At 64.0% G+C, this 25,128-nt stretch carries 19 protein-coding genes; 12 read left to right on the forward strand and 7 right to left on the reverse strand.

Translation table 11 applies throughout. From position 1 onward, the window contains the following. Nucleotides 1-174 precede the first annotated feature (174 nt). Nucleotides 175-3,540, reverse strand: a complete 3,366-nt coding sequence (locus AC1TPF_RS05930; protein WP_482143074.1) for a (Fe-S)-binding protein — start codon at nt 3,538-3,540, stop codon at nt 175-177. Between the two features lie 195 nt (nt 3,541-3,735). On the opposite strand from AC1TPF_RS05930, the gene AC1TPF_RS05935 reads away from it, so the two are divergent. Beyond that, on the forward strand, nt 3,736-4,341 hold the full coding sequence (locus AC1TPF_RS05935) for a SanA/YdcF family protein (protein WP_482143076.1): 606 nt from the start codon (nt 3,736-3,738) through the stop codon (nt 4,339-4,341). Here the strand turns inward: AC1TPF_RS05935 and AC1TPF_RS05940 are convergent. Next, nucleotides 4,283-5,545, reverse strand: a complete 1,263-nt coding sequence (locus tag AC1TPF_RS05940) for an acyltransferase (RefSeq protein ID WP_482143077.1) — start codon at nt 5,543-5,545, stop codon at nt 4,283-4,285. The genes AC1TPF_RS05935 and AC1TPF_RS05940 overlap by 59 nt on opposite strands. A gap of 102 nt (nt 5,546-5,647) precedes the next feature. Here AC1TPF_RS05940 and AC1TPF_RS05945 point away from each other — a divergent pair, with 102 nt between their 5' ends. The 3 genes from AC1TPF_RS05945 to AC1TPF_RS05955 all read left to right on the forward strand — a co-directional run bounded on the left by AC1TPF_RS05945 (nt 5,648) and on the right by AC1TPF_RS05955 (nt 7,465). Beyond that, nucleotides 5,648-6,421: a TSUP family transporter gene (locus AC1TPF_RS05945; protein WP_482143078.1), complete on the forward strand. Its 774-nt coding sequence runs from the start codon at nt 5,648-5,650 to the stop codon at nt 6,419-6,421. Nucleotides 6,422-6,570: 149 nt separating this feature from the next. After that, nucleotides 6,571-6,981: a helix-turn-helix domain-containing protein gene (locus AC1TPF_RS05950; RefSeq protein WP_482143079.1), complete on the forward strand. Its 411-nt coding sequence runs from the start codon at nt 6,571-6,573 to the stop codon at nt 6,979-6,981. Between the two features lie 19 nt (nt 6,982-7,000). Continuing rightward, entirely contained in the window at nt 7,001-7,465 is a 465-nt protein-coding gene (locus AC1TPF_RS05955; protein WP_482136041.1) for a VOC family protein, read from the forward strand. 28 nt (nt 7,466-7,493) lie between these two features. On the opposite strand, the gene AC1TPF_RS05960 is transcribed toward AC1TPF_RS05955, so the two are convergent. Both AC1TPF_RS05960 and AC1TPF_RS05965 read right to left on the reverse strand, forming a co-directional pair. Further along, nucleotides 7,494-9,647, reverse strand: a complete 2,154-nt coding sequence (locus tag AC1TPF_RS05960) for an acyltransferase family protein (protein WP_482143081.1) — start codon at nt 9,645-9,647, stop codon at nt 7,494-7,496. Continuing rightward, on the reverse strand, nt 9,644-11,824 hold the full coding sequence (locus AC1TPF_RS05965) for an acyltransferase family protein (RefSeq protein WP_482136039.1): 2,181 nt from the start codon (nt 11,822-11,824) through the stop codon (nt 9,644-9,646). Before AC1TPF_RS05965 ends, AC1TPF_RS05960 begins: the two co-directional genes overlap by 4 nt. 214 nt (nt 11,825-12,038) lie before the next feature. On the opposite strand from AC1TPF_RS05965, the gene AC1TPF_RS05970 reads away from it, so the two are divergent. Both AC1TPF_RS05970 and map read left to right on the forward strand, forming a co-directional pair. Further along, nucleotides 12,039-13,235: a hypothetical protein gene (locus AC1TPF_RS05970; RefSeq protein ID WP_482143083.1), complete on the forward strand. Its 1,197-nt coding sequence runs from the start codon at nt 12,039-12,041 to the stop codon at nt 13,233-13,235. A 62-nt stretch (nt 13,236-13,297) separates the two neighbouring features. Then, nucleotides 13,298-14,065, forward strand: a complete 768-nt coding sequence (map, locus tag AC1TPF_RS05975) for a type I methionyl aminopeptidase (RefSeq protein WP_482136037.1) — start codon at nt 13,298-13,300, stop codon at nt 14,063-14,065. A gap of 101 nt (nt 14,066-14,166) precedes the next feature. Here map and AC1TPF_RS05980 read toward each other — a convergent pair whose 3' ends face one another. Both AC1TPF_RS05980 and AC1TPF_RS05985 read right to left on the reverse strand, forming a co-directional pair. Further along, the gene (locus AC1TPF_RS05980) at nt 14,167-15,045 is read right to left on the reverse strand and encodes a universal stress protein (RefSeq protein WP_482136036.1); all 879 of its coding nucleotides are present in this window, start codon (nt 15,043-15,045) and stop codon (nt 14,167-14,169) included. A gap of 98 nt (nt 15,046-15,143) precedes the next feature. Next, the gene (locus tag AC1TPF_RS05985; RefSeq protein WP_482136035.1) at nt 15,144-16,616 is read right to left on the reverse strand and encodes an MFS transporter; all 1,473 of its coding nucleotides are present in this window, start codon (nt 16,614-16,616) and stop codon (nt 15,144-15,146) included. Nucleotides 16,617-17,027: 411 nt separating this feature from the next. On the opposite strand from AC1TPF_RS05985, the gene dnaK reads away from it, so the two are divergent. The 5 genes from dnaK to AC1TPF_RS06010 all read left to right on the forward strand — a co-directional run bounded on the left by dnaK (nt 17,028) and on the right by AC1TPF_RS06010 (nt 22,554). Next, nucleotides 17,028-18,875 carry a molecular chaperone DnaK gene (dnaK, locus tag AC1TPF_RS05990; protein ID WP_482136034.1) on the forward strand — a complete coding sequence of 616 codons (1,848 nt, stop codon included), beginning with the start codon at nt 17,028-17,030 and terminating at the stop codon, nt 18,873-18,875. Then, nucleotides 18,872-19,489, forward strand: coding sequence for a nucleotide exchange factor GrpE (grpE, locus tag AC1TPF_RS05995; protein WP_482136033.1), 618 nt, complete (start codon nt 18,872-18,874; stop codon nt 19,487-19,489). Before dnaK ends, grpE begins: the two co-directional genes overlap by 4 nt. A 107-nt stretch (nt 19,490-19,596) precedes the next feature. After that, nucleotides 19,597-20,793 (forward strand): molecular chaperone DnaJ, encoded by a 1,197-nt coding sequence (gene dnaJ / locus AC1TPF_RS06000; protein WP_482136032.1) that lies wholly within the window; start codon nt 19,597-19,599, stop codon nt 20,791-20,793. Nucleotides 20,794-20,873: 80 nt separating this feature from the next. Then, the gene (locus AC1TPF_RS06005; protein WP_482137271.1) at nt 20,874-21,233 is read left to right on the forward strand and encodes a heat shock protein transcriptional repressor HspR; all 360 of its coding nucleotides are present in this window, start codon (nt 20,874-20,876) and stop codon (nt 21,231-21,233) included. A gap of 79 nt (nt 21,234-21,312) precedes the next feature. Then, nucleotides 21,313-22,554 (forward strand): DUF7159 family protein, encoded by a 1,242-nt coding sequence (locus AC1TPF_RS06010; protein WP_482143085.1) that lies wholly within the window; start codon nt 21,313-21,315, stop codon nt 22,552-22,554. A 39-nt stretch (nt 22,555-22,593) separates the two neighbouring features. Here the strand turns inward: AC1TPF_RS06010 and AC1TPF_RS06015 are convergent, their stop codons facing one another. After that, nucleotides 22,594-23,748 carry an FAD-binding oxidoreductase gene (locus AC1TPF_RS06015; protein WP_482136030.1) on the reverse strand — a complete coding sequence of 385 codons (1,155 nt, stop codon included), beginning with the start codon at nt 23,746-23,748 and terminating at the stop codon, nt 22,594-22,596. Nucleotides 23,749-23,930: 182 nt separating this feature from the next. Here AC1TPF_RS06015 and AC1TPF_RS06020 point away from each other — a divergent pair, with 182 nt between their 5' ends. Continuing rightward, nucleotides 23,931-25,127, forward strand: a complete 1,197-nt coding sequence (locus AC1TPF_RS06020; RefSeq protein WP_482136029.1) for an amidohydrolase family protein — start codon at nt 23,931-23,933, stop codon at nt 25,125-25,127. The last annotated feature ends 1 nt before the right edge of the window (nt 25,128 follow it).

The raw sequence follows: 25,128 nt of genomic DNA on the forward strand, positions 1-25,128 counted from the left end.
AACTGGTCTCTTTTTTGCCCGGCAAGCCCCAAAAATTGCAGCTGGAACGGGTATTGGGCGCCGACGCGTTGTATCGAAAACGGCAGCGGCCGCCGACTTGGCGTTGTATTTCGCCAAGACCGGCGGCCGCGACCGCGCTCAGTGTGAAGTTTCTCTAATTTTGACCCGGGTAGGTCAGCTCTTACCCGGCCGCTTCTTGCCTGCTGCGATGCCGAAGCCCTTGGCCTTTGCCGGTCCGGATTCGCTGAGCGTCCGCGCCTCACCGTTTGTCGATGGGGTCTCCGTCGACATCTCCTGAGTGGGCTCGGTCTGAGTGGGCTGGGCCTGAGTTGGCTCGGGCTGAGTTACCTCGGGCTCAGTCGTCTCAGGCTCGGCTGCCTCGGTCACGGCGACCTTCGCGTCGACCGTCTCCGGTTCCGCAGCTGGTGCTGCTGCGGCAGGCTTCGGCGCTCCGGGACGTTTTGCGCCCGGACGCTTGGCCTTCCCGCCGATGGCCAGACCCTTGACCGGAACCGTGGGCTCCTTCGGAGTCTCGGTCACGGCTTCGGTTGCAACTTCTTCCGGTGCGGCTTCGGCAGGAGCCGGTTCCGCGGCCGGTTCGGCTGTTGGCGCTGGCGCGGCCTTGGCTGCGCCCGGCTTCTTGGCTGCGCCGCCGGGACGCGGTGCTCCCGGACGCTTGGCCCCGGGCGAGCCCGGCCTTTTTGCACCGCCGCCGATGGCCAGACCCTTCACGGGTGCAGCTGCCGGCTTGGCCTCTTCGGGAGTGGCCTCGGCTACCGGTGCTTCAGCAGGTTCTGCCGCTGCGGGCTCGGCTGCTGCGGGCTTGGCTGCGCCCGGCTTCTTGGCTGCGCCGCCGGGACGGGGTGCACCCGGACGCTTGGCGCCGCCGCCGATGGCCAGACCCTTGGCAGCGGGTGCTGCGGTTTCGGTTGGAGCGGTCTCGGCTGCCGGTGCCTCGGCTGTGGGTGCCTCGGTTTCGGCTTCCGCTGGTGCTGCTGCCGCAGGCTTTGCCCCACCTGGTTTGGGAGCTCCGCCGCCGGGCTTCTTCGCGCCGCCGCCGATACCGAGTCCACCTGGCTTCTTGGCTGCGCCACCGGGCTTGGGGGCGCCTCCACCTGGTTTAGGTGCACCGCCGCCGGGCTTCTTGGCTCCGCCGCCGATACCCAGGCCGCCGCCGACCTTTGGCTTCTCGATGGTGTCGGTCGAGGCGGTGGCTGCAGCTGCGGGCGCTGCGACCTTGGCCGGCTCAGGTGCCTTCTGGACTTCGGGCTCGATCGTCGGAGCAGAGAGGCCGAGCGAGGCGGCTCCGAGGAACCGTCCACCCCGCTTGATCTCGGGAGCACCGCGCTTGACGGACTCCAGGATCAGCTGCGCGACGTCGACAACCTCGACCTTGCCCTCGTTCTCGGTTCCTGCTGTCTGTGCGGTGACACCGTCGGTCAACATCACCTTGCAGAACGGGCAACCGGTGGCAACCTTTTTGGGGTTGGTGCCCAGGGCCTCGTCGACCCGGTCGATGTTGATGCGCTTGCCGATGCTCTCTTCCATCCACATGCGGGCGCCACCGGCGCCACAGCACATCGACCGCTCGCCGTGGCGAGGCATCTCCTTGAGAGTGGCGCCCGAGGCGGCCATCAGCTCGCGGGGAGCGTCGTAGACCTTGTTGTGGCGACCCAGGAAGCAAGGATCGTGGTAGGTGATGTCCTCGTTGACCTCGGCGACCGGGATCAGTCGCTTGTCGCGGACAAGTCGGTTCAGCAGCTGCGTGTGGTGCACGACCTCGTAGTTGCCACCCACCTGCGGGTACTCGTTGCCAAGGGCGTTGAAGCAGTGCGCACAGGTGACGACGATCTTCTTCTTCTGCTGCGGGGCGGTGGCGAAGAGCTCTCCGAGCATCTCGATGTTCTGCTGCGCCAGCATCTGGAACAGGAACTCGTTGCCCGCGCGGCGAGCGGAGTCACCGGTACAGGTCTCGCCCTCACCCAGGACCAGGAAGTCGACGGCTGCGATGTCGAGCAGCTCGGCAACTGCCTTGGTGGTCTTCTTGGCGCGGTCCTCGTAGGCACCGGCACAACCGACCCAGAACAGGTACTCAAAGCCTTCGAAGCTCTCGACGTCCTTGCCGAACACCGGGATCTCGATGTCCATCTCGTCGATCCACTTGGTGCGGTCCTTGGAGTTCTGGCCCCAGGGGTTGCCCTTGTTCTCGAGGTTCTTGAACAGTCCGGCGAGTTCGGTCGGGAAGTCCGACTCGATCAGCACCTGGTAGCGGCGCATGTCGATGATGTGGTCGACGTGCTCGATGTCGACGGGGCACTGTTCCACACAGGCGCCACACTGGGTGCAGCTCCACAATGTCTCGGTGTCGATGACGGCACCGGTGGTGCCCTCGCTCTCACCGACGAGCTTGCGCTCGGCCTCGGTACGGGCGGACTCGGGGATCGCGTCGAGCTTGTCCTGCAAGACGTTTCCCTCGGCGTCGACCAGACCCACCTCGTCGCCGCCCAGGTCTTTCTTTCCGCCGGCCAGCAGATACGGCGCCTTGGCGTAACCGTGGTCACGCAGCGACATGATGAGCAGCTTGGGTGACAACGGCTTTCCGGTGTTCCAGGCCGGGCACTGGCTCTGGCAGCGACCACACTCGGTACACGTGGTGAAGTCGAGCCAGCCCTTCCAGGAGAAGTCCTCGATCTTGCCTGCACCGAACGCGTCGACGTCGGGATCTGCGGTCTCCATGTCGAGGACCTTGCCGCCCGACATCATCGGCTTGGCCGCACCGAGTGCAACGCCGCCGTCGTCTTCACGCTTGAAGTAGATGTTGAAGAATGCCGCGAACCGGTGCCAGGCAACGCCCCAGGTGATGTTGCGGCCGACGGCAGCGAGCCAGACCATGCCGCTCATCAGCTTGATCAGCGCGAAGATCGAGACCATGACCGCGCTCGCGGGCAGGAGCTTGGCGACCTGCATGGTGAAAAAGTCGGAGCCGGCGTTGGCGTGGCCGTAGGTGGCGATCTTGCCGGCCTTCACGAAGATCATGCCCAGGCCCTCGAGCAGGACGACGATCTCGACGAAGTACGCGGCACTGAAGTTGGAGCCACCGAACCGGGAGAGGCGCTCGGGCACGCGGGGGTGATTGATCTGTCGGATGATGATCAGCACGACGATGCCGATCACGGTGCCCAGGCCCAGGATCTCGTCCAGCAGATGCCAGGCGAAGGTGTCACCGAAGATCGGCCAGTGGAATTCCGGGTTGAACGTCTGTCCGTAGGCCTCGAACCACAGCAGTGATCCGAGTAGGAAGCCGATCATCACCAGCCAGTGCGCCCAGCCGACGGTCCGGAACTTGTTCATCCGGGTGTGCGCGATGAATTCGACCATCATCGTCTTGAAGCGCGGGATGAAGGGGCGCCAGCGATCTGGCGCCGGCTGACCCTTCATGATCGTCCGGAAGATTCGGCCGACTCCACGGAGGAATAGGGCCCAACACACGAGGCTCAGGAGCGCCCCGATGGTTCCTAGGGTGATCGTCGTGGCATTCACGGCGTCTCGACCTTTCTCTTACCGAACTCCCCGACTTCCGTTGCAGCTACTTCGAAACAGAAGGCGGGCGTTCACCGGGATGGCAGTACACAGCGCAGAGTGCACGCAGTGTTCTCCGATAGGTACGTTAAGGCTTGGCTTCACAGCACTATTGCGCAGGTAGACCTAAGTTACTAATCGGTAAGGTTCATTGTGATGTCTGCCATAAATCGCGTCAGAATCCTTGCGTTGATCGGTGTGGTCGCCATCTCTGTCCAGTTTGTCATCGCAGTGGCTGCCACGTGGATTTATGTGATGGCGTTCGACCGCGAATTCTCGGCCCCTGACGCACCGTCGGCGCCCATTGCCCTGGTGCTGGGGTCGAAGGTTGATGATCAGGGGCCCGGCTCGTATGTGCGGGGCCGCCTCGAGACCGCCCTCGAGCTGTACCGAACGGGCCGGGTGGAGCGAATCCTCAACTCCGGCAACGGGCGCCCCGAGGCCGGAAACGAACCGGCTGTGATGCGGGCCTACCTCGAAGAACATGGCGTCCCGGCCACCGCGATCGTCGACGACCCGGAAGGATACGACACCGCGGCCAGCTGTCGTCGGGCCCGGGACGTCTTCGGCTTCGACGACGTTCTCATCGTGACGCAGGACTTCCACCTCGGGCGCGCGATCGCGCTGTGCCGTGATGTCGGGGTCGATGCTCGCGGGGTCTACGCCGACTGCGATTGCGTGGTGTGGACGGTGGCCCGGAACGTCATTCGCGAGACATTTCTGGCGCGGCCGCGGGCGTTGTTGACGAGCCTGACGAACTAGGCGGTGTGCTGGTGAATTGAGCTGGCAGCGGAAGGCGTGGGCGTCCGGTCAGGTAGGACGAACCGGGGAGGCGGCGCAGGATCTCGACCAGCAGCAGCGAACCCGCGATCGTGCCGAAGTACATCAGCATCGGGGCCCACGGGGAGCCGAGGGTGTTGATCCACGGTTGTCCGTTCTTCTGTGGGTGCAAGATCGCGAAGATGACGATGGCGTGGCACAGGAACACGCTGAACGACCGGTTCGATGCGTACTTGACCAACCGGTCGAAACCGGGCGTCTGTAGCCGGTACGTGTCGGTCCAGTGCTGGCCCAGCGCGTACAGGCAGGTGATGGCCACGACCAGGAAGAGCAACAGCGTCGGCTGGAAGGCGGCACTTGCGTACATGGGGATCTGGTCCAGGCCCCACACGCGTCGCCAGAACGCGACGAGCGCGAAACCCGCGGTGAGCAGCAGGGCCGCGAACAGCCACGAGCCCTTGCCCTGCAGCCAGAGCCGGATCTGCTCGCGATGTACCGCGGCGACCGAGCCCAGGAAGATGAAGAACTGGTACGGGACGAATGTGGCGTAGTAGTGCCACCAGACGCCGGCCCAGTCGGCAGGCGGCTCCCAGTACGTGATGATCGAAACGATCGCGATCTGGGCCGCAAAACTGGCCGCGAGCAGCGCCGCGTGGTGGTTCCTGGTCGCGCGGACAATCCACAGGACCAATGGGAACAGCAGGTACACCTGCAGCATCACGAACAGGAAGTACATATGGAAGCCCGATAGGCCCCACTTGAGCAGATCCCAGAACTCGTCCAGGCTTCCCGGAACCTCGCCGAGGCGGCCGCGATCCCACATGTCCTCGATCACCCAATAGATGAATGACCAGATGAGATACGGGATGATCACGAGCTTGATCCGACGACGCCAGAAGTGGACCGTCCGGAAATCAGTCCGATCGAAATTCTGATACATCAACACGAACCCGGTCAGCGCAAAGAACATGTTCCGGGTGAAATGCAGCAGCAGCGTCGTCGAATTCACCGGCATGCTGTTGAACTCGTCGGTCGTCGCGGTGAGGCAATGCACGAAGATGACCAGGGAAAATGTGGCCGCGCGGATCAGGTCCACGTGATGGAGATAAGCGCGGCGAGTCCGCGGGCGACCCGTCTCGGTGACGGTCGTCGCGATCGCGTTGCGCGTGGAGTTCTGGGAAAGCATCGCGTACAGCATGCCGTAACCATCTGTTCACTTGCTAGACGGGAGATCCGGATCACAACGGCGTGCGATCTACGGTGCAGTGATGCATGACAGGTGGGCGCGATGATTCCGGACTGGGATGTCCTGGTGTTGTTGCTCGCGGCGGCGGGGGTGGCAGGCTGGATCGACGCTGTCATCGGCGGTGGCGGGCTGATCCTCATCCCGGCGATACTGATCGCCTTTCCGGGCGCGGTGCCGGCGACGGCGCTGGGAACCAACAAGCTCGCGGCGATCGCGGGGACGAGTGTGGCCGCATTCAACTATTCGAGAGCGGTCACGGTTCCCCGCAAGCTGGCGCTGGTGTCGGTACCGATCGCGTTTGTCTCTTCTGCTGCCGGTGCGCTGTCGGCGGCAGCGATCTCGGCCGACGTGATCCGGCCGTTGGTGATCGTGCTGATGCTGGCGGTGGGGATCTTTGTCGCGGTCCGGCCCTCGTTCGGGAGTAACAGTGGCCAGAGTCCGCCGCTGACCGGCAAGCAGATGATCGGTGCGTGTATCACGTTTGCCGTGATCGGTTACTACGACGGCATTTTCGGTCCGGGGACCGGCATGTTCCTCATCATCGCGCTCACCGCGTTGTTGTCGCGCAACTTCATCGAGAGTGCGGCGCTGGCCAAGATCGCCAACACTGCCACCAACCTCGGAGCACTCGTGGTCTTTGCCATCCATGGAAACATCTGGTGGGCACTGGGTTTGATGCTCGCCGTTGCCAACGTCATCGGATCGATTCTCGGGTCGCGGACGGTGCTCAACCGCGGCACGGGCGTGATTCGGATCGCGCTCCTGTCAGTGGTGGTCGTGATGTCCATCAAACTCGCGTGGGATCAGTGGTCCTGAGACCGTCGGATGTGCCCGAACTTGTTGTGGCAGTGTTCGAGGAGAAACCGTAGAGGCGCAGGTGTTCGCTGTCGACTTAGGCTGGCGCCGCGTCAATACAACGTCGTCTGACGTGCGGGTCAACGGACCACTAGGCTGCTGGTGTGTCGATGAGCCCTGCTGAAGATCAAAATCGGCGCCTGCTGCGCGCCCGAGACACGATGGACCGCCAGTACGCGAGCGAGTTGGACATCGCGAAGCTGGCCGCCATCGCGTACATGTCGCCTGCCCATTTCATCCGCACCTTTCGGGCGACGTTCGGTGAAACACCCCATCGGCACCTGCAACGGCGACGGATCGAGCGGGCGATGGCGTTGCTACGTGGTCCGGACGCATCGGTGACGGACGTCGCGCGCAAAGTCGGCTTCGAGAGCCTTGGCACGTTCAGCCGGACCTTCCGAGCCATCACGGGTAGCTCGCCCAGTGAATTCCGCGCTCGCGCACAACCGTTGCGTGTGCCGGTGTGCTTTGTGAAGACCTGGTCGAAACCGAGCAGTTTCGGAGAAGCGCCAACACACTGACGGGCTCTACTGTTCACCTATGTTCAACAAAATCGGAATCCACTCGGTCATGGTTCTCAATCAGGATGAAGCGCTTGACTTCTACGTCGGCAAGCTCGGCTTCGAAGTCGCGGACGACGTCGACATGGGTTTCATGCGGTGGCTCACCATCGCACTGCCGTCCGACCCCGGCCGGCACATCCTCCTCGAGGTTCCTGCACCGCCTTCGATGACCGAAGACGTGGCAGCGCAGGTTCGTGACGTCCTGACCAAAGGGGCGCTCGGGATGGCCGCCACCCTGACCACGGACGACTGCCACAAGACCTACAAAGAACTGTTGGCCAAGGGTGTGGAGTTCACCGAGGAGCCGGCAGAGCAGCCCTACGGTATCGACTGTGCACTGCGCGATCCCTTCGGTAACCACATCCGTATCACCCAACCGGCCGCCGCTCCGGTCGAGATCACAGATGCGGACATCGCGCGGTGGGCAGGCACCGAGAGCTAGTCAAGCAGTCGGATCGCCACCGACCGGGTCACCACCAGCCGGGCAGCGCATCCCGTAGGCCGTCGGACATGGCCTGGGTCAAGCTCGAGACGAAAGCCGTGGTCAGGTGGTGATAGTCGTGCCACACCAGGATGTTTCCGACGATCGCCGGACAATTGGTGTCGTCGCAGAGGGCGTCGGAGAAGTCGAGGAACGACATGTTCGGGAACTGCGATCGGATGGCGAGGGTGGGATCCTCCGGGGACAGCGCCTGCTCGCGATCGACCCCGCAGTCGATGGCTGATCTGCCTTCCGCGAGGCACTCCGGCGGAGTCAGCTCGGGGCCGAGCGCCCATGGGGTGTCGCGAATCGCGATCACCTGCTGACCGCGGTCGCGGAACTCGGTGAAGATGTCGAGGTAGTCGGACGGGATGTAGTCGCCGGAACCCTCGCCGTCGGTGGGGCGGGTGCTGGTGGTGAAGACGACGTCGGGTTGGTCGACGGCAAGCTGATCCATCACCATCCGCGACCACTCGTTGCATTGTGGGTACTCGTCGCCGATCGGGGTGAGGATTGTGTCGGTGATCAACGGGCAACCGACCTTCAGGTAGGTCGTCACCCGGAAGTTCTGCTCCCGGCCGATCGCATCGAGAGCGGTCAGCCAATGTTCGGAGTGTGAGCCACCGACCACTGCGATCGTCCGGGTGGCATCACGAGCGCCGTAAACACCCACCCGCACCGAACCATCAGTCCATCCGGATACAACTCCATCGCCCGACGAGATTGGCCAATCATTCTTGACGGCAAGTGCATTCGGTTGCGGACTGACTCTCGGAACCGCTGCGTTGCCCCAAAATGCCCGGGCGCCCGGATACAGCTCCGGGTCCAGGTTCTGTGCGTCGATGATCAGGTTTGCCGAACGGGACTGCCATTCATGGATCGCCAGACCGGTGCCGGCGGTGAGGACCACGAGCACACACGTGAGGGCCGTGGCATAACCCGGTACCAGTGTGCGGCGCCCGTTGATCCGCGCCGGCTTGACCTTCGCGCGGCCGGCCCGAAGTGGCACTTCGATGAATTTGGTTGTCAGATAAGCGAGTACCACCGACACCGCGACGATCCCGGCACCCTCGAGGAGCGAGACGTCGCTCTGATAGCGCCAGGCCAAATAGAAGATCAAAACGGGCCAATGCCAGAGGTACAGCGAGTAGGCGATGGATCCGAGCCAGACGAGTCGAGGATGGGCCAGCCACGAACTCACCTGTGCCGGCTCGGGTATGGCGGACGGATTGGGCACGGCCGGAGCGGTGTGAGTCGATCCGATCCAGATCAGCAGCGCCGTCGCTCCCACGGGTACCAAAGCCATCGTCGACGGATACTCGTCGACGCCGGAGATCCACCATCCACAGCTGACGATGAGAACCAGTGCTGCGGCGCCGGTCACATTGCGGATCCACTGCGCCAACGCAACACGGGGCATCCACAACGCCAGGAGGCCACCGAGTAGCGGCTCCCAGGCCCGGGCAAAGGTGTCGTAGTAGTTGAACGGCTGGTTGATTCCGTGTCGATGTGTCGCCCAGGCGAACGATGCCAGCGCCGCGAGGGCGATGACGCCGGCCAGTGCGCCGCGTATGACCGCTGGGCGCCGGAAGGTCTCCGAGCGGACACCGATCAATCGGACCGCTCCGCCGGCCAGCAGTAGTGCCACCAGCGTGGCGGCAAAGAACTGGCCCTGCACCGACATCGACCACAAATGCTGCATCGGGCTGTTTGCCGAGTCTGCGGCGGCGTAGTCCTGTGCGGCCAGCGCCAGATGCCAGTTCTGGAAATAGAGCGCCGAGGCGATCACCTCGTCGCCCAGCCCTTCCCAGCGGGCCCGCGGCAGCACGGCCACGGCGAGCACAACGACGGCGACCAGCACGGTGACCAGCGCCGGTACCAACCGTCGGGCAAGGCGCCACAGCCGGCCGAGCGGATTCAAGGCTGCGGCCCACGTCGAGCCCGATCCGGCGGAATTTGCCAGGATGTGTTTGAGCAGCGATGCCGCAAAGAAGTAGCCGGACAGGGTCAGAAAGACGTCAACCCCGCCGGAGACCCGATTGAACCAGATATGGAAGACGACCACGAGCGTGATCGCCAGCCCGCGCAAACCGTCGAGATCGAACCGATAGCCGCGCGCGGCCCCGGCCTTCTGCGTACTCACCACCAGCCGGACAACACCTTTTGCATGTCGGTGCCCAGCGCCGGGATCAGACTCCGCACAAACGTGGCACTGAGGTGGTGGAAGTCGTGCCACACCAGGATGTTTCCGACGACCGCCGGGCAGTAGGTGGCGTCGCACATCGCGTCGGTGTAGTCGAGAAAGCTTATGTTGGGGAAGTCGCCTGCGATGGCCAGTGCCGGATCGGTCGGCGCCATCACCAGCGACCGCTCGACGCCGCAGGCCGACGGTTTCTTACCCAGCGCCAGGCACTCCGGCGGGCTCTCTTTGCCGACAGTCCATGGATTGTCGCGGACCGCAATGACTTTCTGGCCGCGGTCGCGGAACTCGCTGAAGATGTCGATGTAATCCTGCGGGACGAAGTCGCCGGTGACCTCACCTTCGACCGGCCGAGTGCTGTTGGTGAACACCACATCTGGCTTGTCGATGGCGAGACGGTCCATCACGTCCCGCGACCATTCGTTGCACTGGTAATACTTCTGTCCGAACCAGGTGAAGACGTGCTCGGTGGTCAGCGGACACCCGACCTTCAGATACGTCGTGACCTTGAAGCCCTGCTGTTTGCCGACTGCGTCGAGCGCCGTGATCCAGTACTCGGCATGCGACCCGCCGACGAGAGCGACGGTCCGCTGCGCGGTGGGGTCGCCGTAGACCCCGACATTGATCGAACCGTCCTTCCATCCGGAGATGACGGAGTCGTATGACGTTATCGGCCAATCCTTGTCGGCCACATCCGGAGTGGGCTCTGCCTCGACGTGGGGAACAGGTGTGCCGTCGAGGTAGGCGCGGGCTCCCGGGTAGAGCCGGGGGTCGAGGTTCTCGGTGTCGATGGTCAGGTTCTTGACGTGGTTGTTCCACGCGACGATGCCGACTCCGGCGACGGCCGTGAGAACGACGAGCGTCGACGTGAGAACCGATGCGTAGCTCAACCATTGCCGGCGGCGCTGCGCGTCCACGGGGGCCTGGTTCGATTGACGCAGTCGCTTTTCCTTGGGTTGGCGCAGCGGCTTTTCGATGAACTTGGTTGTCGCCCATGCCAGTGCCAGTGAGGCCGCAATGATGCCTGCCCCTTCGATGACGTTGACGCTGTCCTTGTAACGCCAGGTCAAGTAGAAGATCAGCAGCGGCCAGTGCCAGAGATACAGCGCGTAGGCGATGGAACCGAGCCAGACGATCGAGGGGTGGGCCAGCCAGGAGCTGACCGCGGCGGGTCCGGTGATGTCGGTGGGTGCGGTCTGCCGTGAGCCGCTCCAGATCAGGAGCAGCGTGGCGCCGACGGGTACCAGTGCCATCGTCGACGGATACTGCTGGACTCCGACGATCCACCAGCCGCACGTGATGATCAGGCCCAGGGCGACGAGTCCGAGGGTGTTGCGCAGCCACTGGGGCATCCGGACCCGGGGCATCGCGACCGCGAGCAGCCCGCCGGCGATCGGTTCCCAGGTGCGGGCAATGGTGTCGTAGTAGTTGAACGGCTGATTGATGCCGTGGCGATGGTGCGCCCAAGCAAACGACAGCAGTGCGACCCCCAGCAACGCCGTGCCAATGATCGACTTGATCACCACTGGTTTGCGGAACGTGGGAAATCGCATGGCCAACACCTTCAGGACCCCGCCGAGCGCCAGCGCCGCGAGAAGGGTGACCACAAAGAACTGCCCCTGCACCGACATCGACCACAGATGCTGCAGCGGACTGTTCGCCGAGTCGGCTGCCGTGTAGTCCTGGGCGGCGAGCGCCAGATGCCAGTTCTGGTAGTAGAACGCCGACGCGATCACTTCACTGCCCAAAGGCGCCCACCTGGTCCTGGGCATGAGGATCAGGCACATCACCACGATGAACACGAGCACCGTGAGCAGTGCTGGCAGCAGTCGTCGGGCCAGGCGCCACAGCCGCGGCCCCGGGTTCAGGGTGTTCGTCCAGCCGGCGGTGGCAGGGGACGTCGCGAGGACGTGCTTGAGGAGCGAAGCGACAAAGAAGTAACCCGACAGGGTCAGGAAGACGTCAACTCCGCCGGAGACCCTGCCGAACCAGATGTGGAAGACCGCCACCAGAGTGATCGCGATGCCGCGTAGGCCGTCGAGATCGACTCGGTATTCGTTGCCAGGGGCGGTATGAGGAGAGTGTGATGCGACGGACAGGTCGGTCACGGTCGCACTCACGCGGCAGATTCTTCCAGATGGGACGCCAAAACCCGGCGTCGACAACCCGGTTCTATGAGTCAGATCTCCCTACTTTGTCGTGACACCACCGTTCGGACGGCGTTGTCCGGGCCCGGGGACCGTTATGTGCACTTTTGGGTAATCGGGCGATTTGGGATTCGCGGCCCTGACCGGACTGTAATTTCGATTCAGTCCAGCAGAGAGGCGGTCCGCAATGTCGCGAGGCGCAAGAGCAGGTTCGCAGAAGTCCAAGAGCGCTCGCCGCCAGAAACAACGGGCCGGGGTGGCCACTGCGGCTCTGATGACCGCGGCGATGGGTGCCACTGTCACCTTCGGCGCCGGGCAGGCGTCGGCGTTCGAGTTCGGGCCGCTTGTCGAATGCGCCGGTGGGAGTGGCGTAGCCACCGGCAATCTCGATTGCACGGGGAGTATCGATCCGCCGGTTGGGGAATTGTTGCCGCTGCTCGGCTTGCCGGTCGACCTCAACAGCACTGCAGCCGCGCGCAAAGACCTGCGTTTGCCCATCTTCGGCACGCTCATTCTGGGCGGTACCGAAGCCAAGATTTCCGGACCGGGTCTGGCCTACGCGGACTCGCAATTCGCATCGGCAGGCAGCACCGCTGAAGCGAATGCCTGGGGTTTCTTGTCTGCGGCGGTTGCGGTCAACCTTCCGCAGTTCAGCTTCAAACAGGAGCCGGGCACCACGAAGGCGACGTCGCTGCCGCTCGGCGTCACCATTGCGTTTGCTGGTGCCGGCGACGCTTCTGCTCTTGCTCTGGGTGGGTTCGCGACGGCGATCGGTGATGTCCCGCTCGGACTCGTCGAGAACGTCAGCTGCATGGCGATCTTCGCCCAGGCCTCCCATTCAAGTGTCGGCAGCTGTGTGGGAGTGCTGTTCATCTTCAGCGTGAGTCAGGAGGCCGGTTCACCCGAGTACGTCTACGCGATCGCGGACCCGACATCCCTCGAGTTCTTCAACGACGACGCGGGCTTGATCCCGCTGCCGATCCCGAACTTCGATCGCGACATTCTGCGGGTCGGTGTGGGCGGACCGTCGGGCATCCGGGTCGAGACCGACCTGTTCCAGTCGTCGTCCGGATCCTCATGGTCCGGATCCTCGACGTCCGGGTCCTCGTCGGGGTCCGCCAGGACGGCAGCGGCACCGGTTTCGTTCGAGGCGCCCGCTGAAGACGTAACAGCTGCGGACCGGGAAGCGGCACCGGCAGAGTACGTCGGGAAACACCGGGCACCCGATACCGCAGACAGCCCCGATACCGCCGATACCCCTGACGCCGCAGGTCCTGACGGCAAAGCAAGCGCCGAACCGGAAACCCGCTGGACCGAACCCGAGACCCAGGCGCAGGCCACGTCTGCGGCCGCCTCGTCGACGGATGCGGTCGACGCAGAGTAGGCGTCGTCCCCCGGGCTTCGTAGTGGAGGATTATGGCGGGGGACGGCGAAAGGGGCGTGGCAATGGTGCAACTCAAGTCACCGGGTGAGATCGAGATGATGCGCGAGGCAGGCCGGGTGGTGGCGCGGGCGCTGAGCGCGGTTGAGGCGCACGCCGCTGTCGGTTCAACTCTCAAAGAACTCGACGATGTGGCAGCTGCCGTCATCTCCGGGGCCGGAGCGAAGTCGCCGTTTTTGAACTACCACCCGAAGTGGGCTCCGTCGCCGTTTACCGGAGTCATCTGCGCCAGCGTCAACAATGCGATCGTGCACGGCATCCCCGATGGGCGAAAGTTGCGCGACGGCGATCTGGTGAGTATCGACTGCGGGGCATTCCTCGACGGCTGGTGTGGTGATGCCGCGGTCAGTTTTATTGTGGGTGAAGCTGATCCGGCCGACGTGGACTTGATCGCAGCAACCGAGGCCGCGCTGTTGCGCGGTATCGAAGCCGCCCAACCCGGCGGTCAGATGGGCGACATCGGGCATGCGATCGAAGGACCGGCTCGCGCAGCCGGATACGGGATGCTCGAAAACCACGGCGGTCACGGCATCGGCAAGGCGATGCATGAAGCCCCACACGTCCCCAATGAGGGACGGGCGGGCCGCGGTATGAAACTTCGTGTCGGACTGGTGATCGCGATCGAACCGATGCTGATCCGTGGTGGCGACGACAGATACGTTCATGCCGCCGACGGGTGGGAGCTGCGAAGCGCATCCGGTGCTCGCGCCGCCCATTGCGAGCACACGATTGCGATCACTGCAGACGGACCGCGGATCCTCACCGTTCTGTGATCTGACTGCGCTGTGACTCGTAACCCGACCACACACCACTTACCGAACTCGGCCCCGCGCACTCCGTAGAGCATGCGGGGCCGAGTGCAGTACGCGGAAGATCAGCTGTTGTGGGAGTTGATGATCAGGACCGGGCTCGGCGCATGGTGCAGCACCGTCTGGCTCACAGACCCCAGCAGCAGGCCGGTGAAACCGCCGCGTCCACGACTGCCGAGGACCAGGAGCTGGGCTCCTTCGGCGGCAGCGGTCAGCAGCTGGTGTGCGGGTCCGTCCGCGGCGACAACGGTCGAGACCCCGACGCCGGGGAATCCGACTGAGTGGGCCGCAACTCGTTCGGCGACAAGCTTGTTGGCCTCGTCCCGGACCTCTTGGATCATTTCGTCGGTGATTCCGACCCCGCCGAACGTGTTGGTGGCCATGTCCGTCCAGGTGTGGACGACGGTGAGGCTGGTTCCCCGCAGTGCGGCCTGCTCGAACGCTGCTGTGAGCGCACGATCGGCGATCTCGGAGCCGTCGATGCCGACCACCACCGGACCGGTGCCCGGGGCATGGGCGATGACGGCCACCGGACTGGTGGCGTGCGCTGCCACACCCGTGCTGACAGATCCGGCGATCAGGCCACGGACTGCACCGAGGCCGCGGCTACCCACGACAACCATTGCGGCGTCGGCCGATTCGTGGGTCAGCACCGAAGCGGGGGACCCTGGGACGACCCGGCCGGACACCTGCACCGACGGGGCGGTGGTACGGGCCAGCTGCTCGGAAGCTGCGACGGTGTCTTCGGCAGCCTTCTTGAGAATGGCGACGAGGTCGCCGGTGTATGCCAACGACGACGCAGCGTATCCGCCGAGCTGTGGTTCGTAGACGCCGACGACAACGAGGTCACTGCCGGTCAGCTGGGCGGTGTTCGCGGCCCATACAACGGCTTGATCCGAGCTTTCAGAACCGTCGACTCCGACGATCACAGGTGATTTCGACATTCTCGCCTTCTCCTCTTGATTGTTCTCGTGACCCGATGACGCCCGAAGGCGCTGCAGCTGCAGCGCCTTCGGGGGATCGGATTGCTATCCGGTGATGCTCACTTGGACGATGTGAGTGCAGCCTCGTGATCGGCCGCGGCATCGGAAACCTCTGCGGCGCTCGGTGCCCGGAACTTGGGCAGGAACGCGGTGATGATCAACGCTGCGATCGCCGAGCCGGCAGCCAGTGCCATGACGATCCGGAATCCGTCCTCGGAGGGCAAGGACGCGGAGCCGAGTGTCATCGTCATGTTGGCGATGATGACGCCGGCGATGGCGCTGGCGAACGAGGTGCCGAGTGAACGCATCAGGGTGTTGAAGCTGTTCGCCGCACCGGTCTCGGTGGGCGGAACCGCTGCCATGATGAGAGCGGGCATCGCGCCGTAGGCCATACCGGTTCCGGCGCCGATGATCAGGGCGATCACGATGAGCTGCCAGATCGAGTGCATCGCAACAACACCCATGCCGTATCCGAGTGCCACGATCACGGCACCGATCATCAGCGTGATCTTGGGGCCGACGGCGTTGGTGATCTTCGATCCGATCGGCGAGATCAGCATCATGATGATGCCGGACGGTGCCATCACCAGACCCGAGACGAGCATCGATCCACCGAGTCCGAAGCCGGTGGCCTCGGGTAGCTGAACGATCTGAGGGAAGACCATCGTCTGGGCGAACATGGCGAACCCGAAAACGATAGACGCGGCGTTGGTGAGTAGGACCTGCCGGCGAGCGGACACCCGAAGGTCGACAAGCGGTTTGGCGGTGCGGAGTTCCCACCAACCCCAGACGAGGAATGCGATGAGCGAAATGACAAGCAGGGTAATCGTCTTGCTGTTGCTCCAGCCCCAGTCGGAACCCTTCGAGATGGGCAGCAGCAGCGCAATCAAGGCAATGGCGAGGGTTATCGCACCGGCGAAGTCGAACTTGCCGCCGGTGCGTACCGGAGATTCGGGGACCATGCGGACGACCAGTGCGGCTGCGACCAGGCCAAGAACTGCGGAGACCCAGAAGAGCATATGCCAGTCGGCGTACTCGGCGATGATCGCGGCGATCGGAAGTCCCAGTGCGCCACCAACACCCAGCGAAGCGCCCATCATGGCAACTGCGCCGGCAAGCTTCGCAGGCGGCAGGATGTCGCGCATCACGCTGATACCCAGCGGGATGAGGCCCGCGGCCAGGCCCTGCAGGCCACGGCCGACGATCATCGGGATGACGCTCGAAGAGAGTGCGGCGACGACGGAACCGACGACGAGCAGCGCGATGCTGATCAGCATCATGCGCCGCTTGCCGAACATGTCACCGAGGCGGCCCATTGTCGGAACTGCCACGGCAGCGGCCAGCAGGGTGGCCGTGACGGCCCACGCGGTGTCGGACGCCGGTGCGTTCAGGTATTCGGGCAGATGCGGGATGATCGGGATGACCAGCGTCTGCATCAGAGAGGCCACGATGCCGGCGAATGCCAGCACTGCCACGATCGGCCCGGTTGGTGGGGTCTTCGCCAATGACGGCGAATTGGTGGGTGTGGACATCAAAGGCTCTCCATAGGCTTACGAACAGTTTGTGCAGATTTAAGTCACACGATTTAGTTAGCGTAGGGCAACCATGTGGCATCCGCAAACCCCGGCGCGCTATTCGTGACAGACCTCACCCGTATCCGATTCGGGTGATCGGAAGCACTCGGTGATCGGGCGTGATCATCCGAGGGAGCGTCACACTTGAGTCGACAAAGCTCAACTTTTTTGCGAGGTTGGGAACACATTCGCGATGCCTGCGGTTACAAACCACGTGAGACTTGAGCGTCTCCGACTCAACCGGACTTGACTGAGACGTCGAGACTCGGTAGAAGTTGAGTCGATCGCGCTGAGGTTTCAGTTACAACCACAAACGTGAACGTCCGTGCGCCGCGCTGCTGCGGATGCACTGCTTATAGGAGGCAAGAAATGGCTCGTGCTGTAGGAATCGACCTGGGCACCACCAACTCGGTGGTGTCAGTGCTCGAAGGTGGAGAAGCCACCGTCGTCGCCAACGCCGAAGGCGCCCGCACCACCCCGTCGGTGGTCGCATTCGCGCGTAACGGCGAGGTCCTGGTCGGACAGCCGGCCAAGAACCAGGCTGTGACCAACGTCGACCGCACCATTCGTTCCGTCAAGCGCCACATGGGCGAAGACTGGACCACTGCGATCGACGACAAGAAGTACACCCCGCAGGAGATCAGCGCCCGCACGCTGATGAAGCTCAAGCGAGACGCAGAGGCCTACCTCGGCGACGAAGTTGTCGACGCCGTGATCACCGTGCCCGCGTACTTCAACGACGCCCAGCGTCAGGCGACCAAAGAAGCCGGCCAGATCGCCGGCCTCAACGTCCTGCGTATCGTCAACGAGCCCACCGCGGCTGCGTTGGCGTACGGCCTCGACAAGGGTGAAAAAGAACAGACCATCCTCGTGTTCGACCTCGGTGGCGGCACCTTCGACGTGTCCCTCCTGGAGATCGGCGACGGCGTTGTCGAGGTCCGTGCGACCTCCGGCGACAACCACCTCGGTGGCGACGACTGGGATCAGCGTGTCGTCGACTGGCTGGTCGACAAGTTCAAGGCCCAGAACGGCATTGACCTGACCAAGGACAAGATGGCCCTGCAGCGTCTGCGTGAGGCTGCCGAGAAGGCGAAGATCGAACTGTCCTCGGGACAGAGCACCTCGATCAACCTGCCCTACATCACCGTCGACGCGGACAAGAACCCGCTCTTCCTCGACGAACAGCTCACCCGTAGCGAGTTCCAGAAGATCACCGGCGATCTGCTCGAGCGCACCCGTGCGCCGTTCCAGGCCGTGATCAAGGACGCCGGCGTTTCGGTTGCCGACATCGATCACGTTGTGCTCGTTGGTGGTTCGACCCGTATGCCGGCCGTGACCGAACTGGTCAAGGAGCTCACCGGTGGACGCGAGCCCAACAAGGGCGTGAACCCCGATGAGGTCGTGGCCGTCGGTGCCGCACTGCAGGCCGGTGTGCTGCGCGGTGAGGTCAAGGACGTGCTGCTGCTCGACGTGACCCCGCTGAGCCTCGGCATCGAGACCAAAGGTGGCGTCATGCACAAGCTCATCGAGCGCAACACCACCATCCCGACCAAGCGGTCGGAGACCTACACAACGGCCGAAGACAACCAGCCTTCGGTGCAGATCCAGGTCTATCAGGGTGAGCGCGAGATCGCTGCGCACAACAAGCTCCTCGGATCGTTCGAGCTCGCCGGTATCGCTCCTGCCCCGCAGGGTGTCCCGCAGATCGAGGTGACCTTCGACATCGACGCCAACGGCATCGTGCACGTCACCGCGAAGGACAAGGGCACCGGCAAAGAGAACACCATCCGTATCCAGGACGGCTCGGGCCTGAGCAAGGACGAGATCGACCGCATGATCAAGGATGCCGAAGCTCACGCAGACGAGGATCGTCAGCGTCGTGAAGAGGCCGAGACCCGCAACCAGGCCGAGTCGCTGGTGAACCAGACCGAGAAGTTCCTCAAGGACTCCGACGACAAGGTTCCCGCCGATCTCAAGACCAAGGTCGAGGGCTCGATCGAAGGTGTTCGCGAAGCGCTCAAGGGCAGCGACCTCGGCGCCATCAAGTCGGCCGTCGAGAAGCTGACCACCGAGTCGCAGGAGCTCGGTCAGGCCATCTACGCCAACGCCGCTGCCGAAGAGGGTGCACCGACGCCAGGCGGCGCCGATGACGTCGTCGACGCAGAGGTTGTCGACGAGGGTGTCGACGGCTCTGAAAACGCCGGAGACAACAAGTGACCCGTCCCGAATCCGAACCGGTGACCGTGACCGACAAGCGGCGTATCGACCCCGAAACGGGTGAGGTGCGCCCCGGCGAGAACACGGACGCTCCGGAGACAGAAGGGGCGCAACCGGATTCGGTGGACACAGTGGATGCCGCAATCGATGAGGTCGCTGCTGACGCGGCGGGCTCGGACAAGGAGGCTGAATTGCTGGCCGACTTGCAGCGCGTTCATGCGGAGTACGCCAACTACCGCAAGCGTGCCGAACGGGAGAAGGTCTCGGCTCAGCAGTACGGCAAGGGTGACCTGATCAGGTCGCTGTTGCCGGTGCTGGACGACCTGGACCGGGCGCGGGCACATGGTGATCTCGAAGCCGGACCTCTGCGTGCAGTGGCCGATAAGATCACCGAAACGCTCAGTTCCGCCGGCCTCGCGGCCTTCGGAGCCGAGGGCGACGAGTTCGACCCCGCATTGCACGAGGCCGTGCAAAACGAGGGCGAGGGCGCTCGCCCGGTGATCGGGACCGTGTATCGCCAGGGCTTCCGCCTCGGTGATCGCGTCCTGCGCACGGCGATGGTTGTTGTTGTCGACGGGCCGGCGCCCGCAGACACGACGCCGCCACAGGATTAGGAGCTGACCGGCCCAGGCACTTCGAGTGCCTGGGCCGGCATCTTCGGCACACAATGAATACAACGCAAACGAAAACAGCGAAGATCTACAGAAGGAGGTGACGCCTGGTGGCCCCACAACGTGAGTGGCTGGAACAGGACTTCTACAAAGCGCTGGGCGTCGCGCCCGGCGCGTCCGCCGACGAGATCAAGAAGGCCTATCGGAAGCTGGCACGGGAATTGCATCCCGACGCCAACCCGAACGACGCCGCGGCAGAGGAGCGATTCAAGCTCGTCTCCGAGGCGCACAGTGTCTTGTCCGATCCGGCAAAACGCAAAGACTATGACGAGACCCGGCGCATGTTCGCCGGAGCACGTGGACGTGGCACCCGAGCCGGCGGCGGGGGATACCCCAGTGGCTACGGCGGACAGTCCGGTGGCCAGGAATTCAACATCAACGACCTGTTCGGTGACGGATCGGGCGGAGGATCCGACGCGAACCTCGGCGACCTGTTCGGCGGGTTGTTCAACCGCGGCAGTGGTGGCGGATCGCGGGGGACACAGACCCGGAGTCGACGCGGCAACGATCTGGAAACCGAGACCACGCTCAGCTTCAAAGAAGCTGCGTTGGGTACCTCGACCACCCTCACGATCACCAGCTCTGCACCGTGCACCAGCTGTCATGGCAGCGGTGCCAAGCCGGGCACCAGCCCGCGGGTCTGCCCGACCTGTAACGGCGCCGGTGTGGTCAGTCGTAACCAGGGCGCATTCGGATTCAGCGAGCCCTGCACCGATTGCCGTGGCACCGGTTCGCGGATCGACGATCCGTGCCCCGATTGCGAAGGCAACGGCGCAACCATCCGGACCCGTCCGATCACCGTGCGGATCCCGCCGGGTGTTTCGAACGGTGGCCGCATTCGACTGGCAGGCCAGGGCGAAGCCGGTCTCCGTGGCGCCCCGTCCGGTGACCTCTATGTCACCGTCAACGTGGCACCCGACCGCACCTTCACCCGTAGCGGCGACGACATCAAGGTGACGTTGCCGGTCAGCTTCTCGGAGTTGGTACTCGGCGCCACGGTGTCGGTGCCGACGCTCGAGGGCAGTGTCGGGTTGAAGATCCCGCCGAACACCGTGGACGGACGGACCCTCCGGGTTCGCGGACGCGGTGTGGCCAAGCGGACCGGTGGTGCCGGTGACCTGTTGGTGACCGTCAAGGTAGCCGTCCCGCCGACGTTGGACGACGCCGCGATCGAGGCGTTGAACAAGTACGCCGCCGCAGAGAAAGCCAGCGGGTTCGACCCGCGTGCAAACTGGGGTAAGTCATGACCGAGCCGCCGCCGGAGGATCGAGACAGAGAAACCCGAGACCGGGAAGCCCGAGACCGGGAAGCGACGGAATCGGCACGGATGTTCGTGATCTCGGTGGCGGCCGAGCTCGCCGGGATGCACGCCCAGACGCTGCGGACCTATGACCGTCTCGGACTGGTCACCCCGGAGCGGGCGGCAGGCGGCGGTCGCCGCTATTCCAGCCGCGACGTCGAACTCTTGCGTGAGGTGCAGCGCCTGTCGCAGGACGACGGTGTGAACCTCGCCGGGATCAAACGGGTCATCGAACTGACCAATCAGGTGGACGCGCTCCAGAGCCGCGTGCGCGAACTCGAAGCCGAGCTCGCGCAACGTTCGCCGCGCAGAGGTGACCTCGTCCCTGTCCCTCGCACCAACGCTCTCGTAGTGTGGAAACCGCGACGAGAACGCGGCAATCGATAACCCGCCGGAGTGTGGATCAGTTCCACCGGGCTTCGCGTCCACAGGTAACACGAGCAATCAGTAAGGCGATATATAAGCCATGAGCCAGGTAGTCGGGATATCTGTCACCGACCTGGAGATCGCGTCGGTCGTGGCCGACGCGAGCACCGGCGAGGTGCTGGCCCGCAACTTCCTGGAGCTGCAGCGTTCGGCCCCCGACGACGTCTTCGACGCGATCTACCAGCTTGTGCAATCCGCGCCGATCATGCCGGGGGCGATCACGATTGCCTGTGCCGACAGCGCGACCACCCTTGCCATCGGTGACATCATCGACTCCGGTCGGCTTCCCGCACATCTGATGCCGCCGCAAAGCGCTGCCGGGGCTGCATCATCGAATACCGCATCATCGACAGCGGACTGGTTTGCCCGGACGACGGTGGTGGGGTCTCCGGTGGCCTACGCGGAGATCGCGGCAGTGATATTCGGCGCTCGCGGTCTGGTGCTCGTCGCCGACCTCGACCGCTCCGGTGCACTGTTCCCCGGACAGTCCGTTGCGCTTGTCGACACCAACACCCGCGTGGTGGTCGGGGCCAGCGAGATCTCCGGTATCGGGGCGCGTCCACCGGTCACCGAACCCGATGGAGCACAGCTCGTCGGCGATGCGGTGGGGGTCATCCCCTACGCATCCGGTGCGTTGCAGGGCATTGTGGTACTCGGTCCCGGTGCAGCGATTCCCGGTGTCGCGCCATCCCTTGAATACGCACTGCAACTGCCGGTGCAGGTCACCGATGACGGGCAGTACGCAACTGCCTACGGCGCCGCGATGGTCGCAGCTGCCGCGACCGGCGGGAGCGACAACAACCGTTGGGTGCTGTTGTCGGCCGCGGCTGCGGCCGCTCTGTTGGTGGCGATCGGTGTGATCACCGCAGTGGTGATGACCGGCAATTCCGGAGAACCCACCACCGCCGTCGAAGACCATTCGACCTCTGCCGAGTCGACGACCACGACAACGAGTACGACCACGACCACCACGAAGAAATCCACACCTGCGACGACGACTACCTCGCCCACACCCGTGCCCGAGACCACAACGCAGGCTCCACCGGTGATCGAGGAACCGACCACTGTCACCGTGGTCCCACCACCGACGACGATCACGCAGACCCCGCCGTCGCCGTCGCCGTCGCCCCCGCCGCCGAGCGAGACGACACCGCCGCCCAGCGAGTCGCCCTCGTCGCCGAGCGAAACGACACCGTCGACAAGCGTGCCGGGAGAAGATGGGGCCCTGCTACCGCCGCTCCCGCAACTCCCGCAACTACTACCACCGCTGGTCCCGCAGTAGCGGATCGGTCTGGCTCAGCCCAGGTCGGCCTGCGGTCGTTCAGTACGGGTCGTGCTGGATGCGGCTGGCCGGGATTCCGGCGATCAGGAATCGTCGACGGGTGTTGACGAGCATCTCGGGGGATCCGGCCATCAGGACTTGGTGTGAGGTCCAGTCTTTGCCGTACGCGAGGACAGCATCCGACAGCTGTCCCTGGATGCGTTCGAACGTGATCCGCCCGGAATGTTCGCTCGACGTGCTCCACCAGGGGTCGTCGGTGTCCTCGACCACCGTGGTGACCTTGAGCCATGGGTTCATGGCGGCGATCTGCCACAGCCGCGACAAGTCATATAGGTCGGCGGGGTACCGCGAACCGTAGAACAGGTGCACCGCAGGCGGGGCGACGAGACGGGACAGATCGATGATGATCGCGCGCAACGGTGCCAGCCCTGTTCCGCCCGCGACCATCAGCACGTCGTTACCGGTGGGGTCGACATGGAGGGTGCCGTGACTCTGTGCCAGATTCCAGACGTCACCGACCTGGGTTTCGGTGACGACCGAGTTGCTGACGGTTCCGCCGGGGATCGCGCGGACATGGAACTCGAGTTCGCCGTCGGGATTCGGAGGGATCGACGGTGACAGGTGCCGCCAGATCCGCGGCCACTGGGGGATCTGTACTTCGAGGTACTGCCCGGCCGCATATCGAAGCGGCTCGCCGGTGCGTAGCCGGACCACTGCGAGATCTCTTGACAGTCGATATTTTTCGGCAACGGTGGCAGGCCAGGTCGCCGGACCCTTTGCAGAATGCGCGGCGCCACGCATGACGCCTGTCGTCAGCATCAACGCCTGAGAGACGACGTTTGTTGCTTCCTCGTCCCAGGCCTCACCCATGACCGATGCGATCTCGCGCATCAGCGCGACGAAGAACTCGTTGTAGTTCTCTTCTGTGACACCGTATTTCCGGTGATCGCGACCGAGCTGGCCGAGAAACTCCAGCAGCAGTGCGTGATTCTCCCGGTCGGGGACCGCTTCAAAGACATAATCGATGACCCGGAACAGGGTTTCTCGCTGCCGTGCCATATTCGCCGGAAAGAGTTCACGGAGCGCTGGATTTGTTGCGAATAGTCGGTTGTAGAAGTTGGCGGTGAATTTTTCCGGATCCCGAGCCAGCACATCGCGCACCTGCAACAGCACGTGCCGCGTATGGGTACCCACGCTCAGCCCCGGCCTCTCCGTTTGATTTGCCTACAATTGCCAGGTGAGAGGCATGCTCGACGGTTGCGCACCGCGCAGTTCATCGAGCGAATCTGGTCGGCCTCGCCACCCTGGCCACAGTTTATTGTGTTTTGCTCCCACTTACGATCAAGTGATGGCAGTCAGCTGGGTACAGTCTTCTTATGGCAAAGGAGCGCGCCAGTAATTATGTGCGCGACAGGGCGCTCGCCGGTCCTACCGAATGGTCCGGGGTTCAGGCGCGGGTAGCGGCCGCCGGTGATTCGGGCCTACTGGGGCGGGTTGTTCCCAGCATCATCGACACACACGTCCATCATTGGGATCCGTTGCATTCTCCGTGGGAGTCCACGCGGCGAGCCCGGCTCTCTCGGGCCGCCCCGGTGCTCGGCAAGGCCATCTTCCGGTATGCGGTGGCGCAGGGCGATCGTGAACTCGTCCTCGATCCCCGGATCGTGGCGCGGCCGTACCTTCCGAAGCACTATTACTCCGACTTCCGAGGTGCGGAACCGACGGCGGGTGTCCCGGTCGAATCAGTGGTGTACATGCAGACCGATTGGGTCTTCGATGAACCCTTCGGTTCAACCGATGAAACACGTTGGGTGGCAAACCTTCCGTTCGGAATAGACGGCGCCCCCGAACTCGCTGCGATCGTCGCCAGAGGCGATCCGCGCCATTCGACGTTCGGGCAGCTCATCGATCGGCATCTCGATATCAGCGACAAGGTTCGCGGTATTCGTTGTGTGTCGGCCTGGCACCCCGACCCCAAGGTTCGCAGCTGGGTCGAAGCCGAGGGCGTGTTGATGGACCCGGAATTCCTGGCCGGATTCGCCGCGGTTGCAGAGCACAAACTGGTATTCGAGGCTTGGGTGTATTCGCATCAGCTCCGAGACGTGCGGGCCTTGGCGCGCGAGTTCCCGGACACCACCATCGTCCTCAACCATCTCGGGACCCCGGTCGGGCTGTTCGGTCCGATGGGGCAGACAACCGGCAGTACCGCCGCGCAGCGGCACGAGCTGTTGCGGGCCTGGCGCGAGGACATCTCGGCTTTGGCGAGTTGCCGCAATGTGGTTGCGAAGCTGTCGGGTATCGCGTTCCCGTTGCTGGGCTACGGCCATCAGCGTTCCGGGAACATCGGCACCCAGCAGACGCTGACCAACATGACCGGCCCGCTGATCGAACACGCGGTGACGGCGTTCGGGCCGGACCGGTTGATGTTCGGGTCCAACTACCCGGGCGACAAACCGAACGCGACGCTGCAGATGATCGTCGGGAGCCAGCTGGAGGTCCTGGAACCCTACGGCGGCAATCTGCTCCGGAAGGTATTTCGCGACAACGCCCGGCGCGTGTACAAGTTGGGCTGAT

It is taken from the genome of Williamsia sp. Y853, from assembly GCF_056786495.1.

Bases quoted from the DNA above. Each gene is read 5' to 3' on its own strand.
- AC1TPF_RS05935 (WP_482143076.1), top strand. From the start codon at position 3,736: ATGTCTGCCATAAATCGCGTCAGAATCCTTGCGTTGATCGGTGTGGTC.
- AC1TPF_RS05940 (WP_482143077.1), bottom strand. From the start codon at position 5,545: ATGCTTTCCCAGAACTCCACGCGCAACGCGATCGCGACGACCGTCACC.
- AC1TPF_RS05945 (WP_482143078.1), top strand. From the start codon at position 5,648: ATGATTCCGGACTGGGATGTCCTGGTGTTGTTGCTCGCGGCGGCGGGG.
- AC1TPF_RS05950 (WP_482143079.1), top strand. From the start codon at position 6,571: ATGAGCCCTGCTGAAGATCAAAATCGGCGCCTGCTGCGCGCCCGAGAC.
- AC1TPF_RS05955 (WP_482136041.1), top strand. From the start codon at position 7,001: ATGTTCAACAAAATCGGAATCCACTCGGTCATGGTTCTCAATCAGGAT.
- AC1TPF_RS05970 (WP_482143083.1), top strand. From the start codon at position 12,039: ATGTCGCGAGGCGCAAGAGCAGGTTCGCAGAAGTCCAAGAGCGCTCGC.
- map (WP_482136037.1), top strand. From the start codon at position 13,298: ATGGTGCAACTCAAGTCACCGGGTGAGATCGAGATGATGCGCGAGGCA.
- AC1TPF_RS05980 (WP_482136036.1), bottom strand. From the start codon at position 15,045: ATGTCGAAATCACCTGTGATCGTCGGAGTCGACGGTTCTGAAAGCTCG.
- AC1TPF_RS05985 (WP_482136035.1), bottom strand. From the start codon at position 16,616: ATGTCCACACCCACCAATTCGCCGTCATTGGCGAAGACCCCACCAACC.
- dnaK (WP_482136034.1), top strand. From the start codon at position 17,028: ATGGCTCGTGCTGTAGGAATCGACCTGGGCACCACCAACTCGGTGGTG.
- AC1TPF_RS06005 (WP_482137271.1), top strand. From the start codon at position 20,874: ATGTTCGTGATCTCGGTGGCGGCCGAGCTCGCCGGGATGCACGCCCAG.
- AC1TPF_RS06010 (WP_482143085.1), top strand. From the start codon at position 21,313: ATGAGCCAGGTAGTCGGGATATCTGTCACCGACCTGGAGATCGCGTCG.
- AC1TPF_RS06020 (WP_482136029.1), top strand. From the start codon at position 23,931: ATGGCAAAGGAGCGCGCCAGTAATTATGTGCGCGACAGGGCGCTCGCC.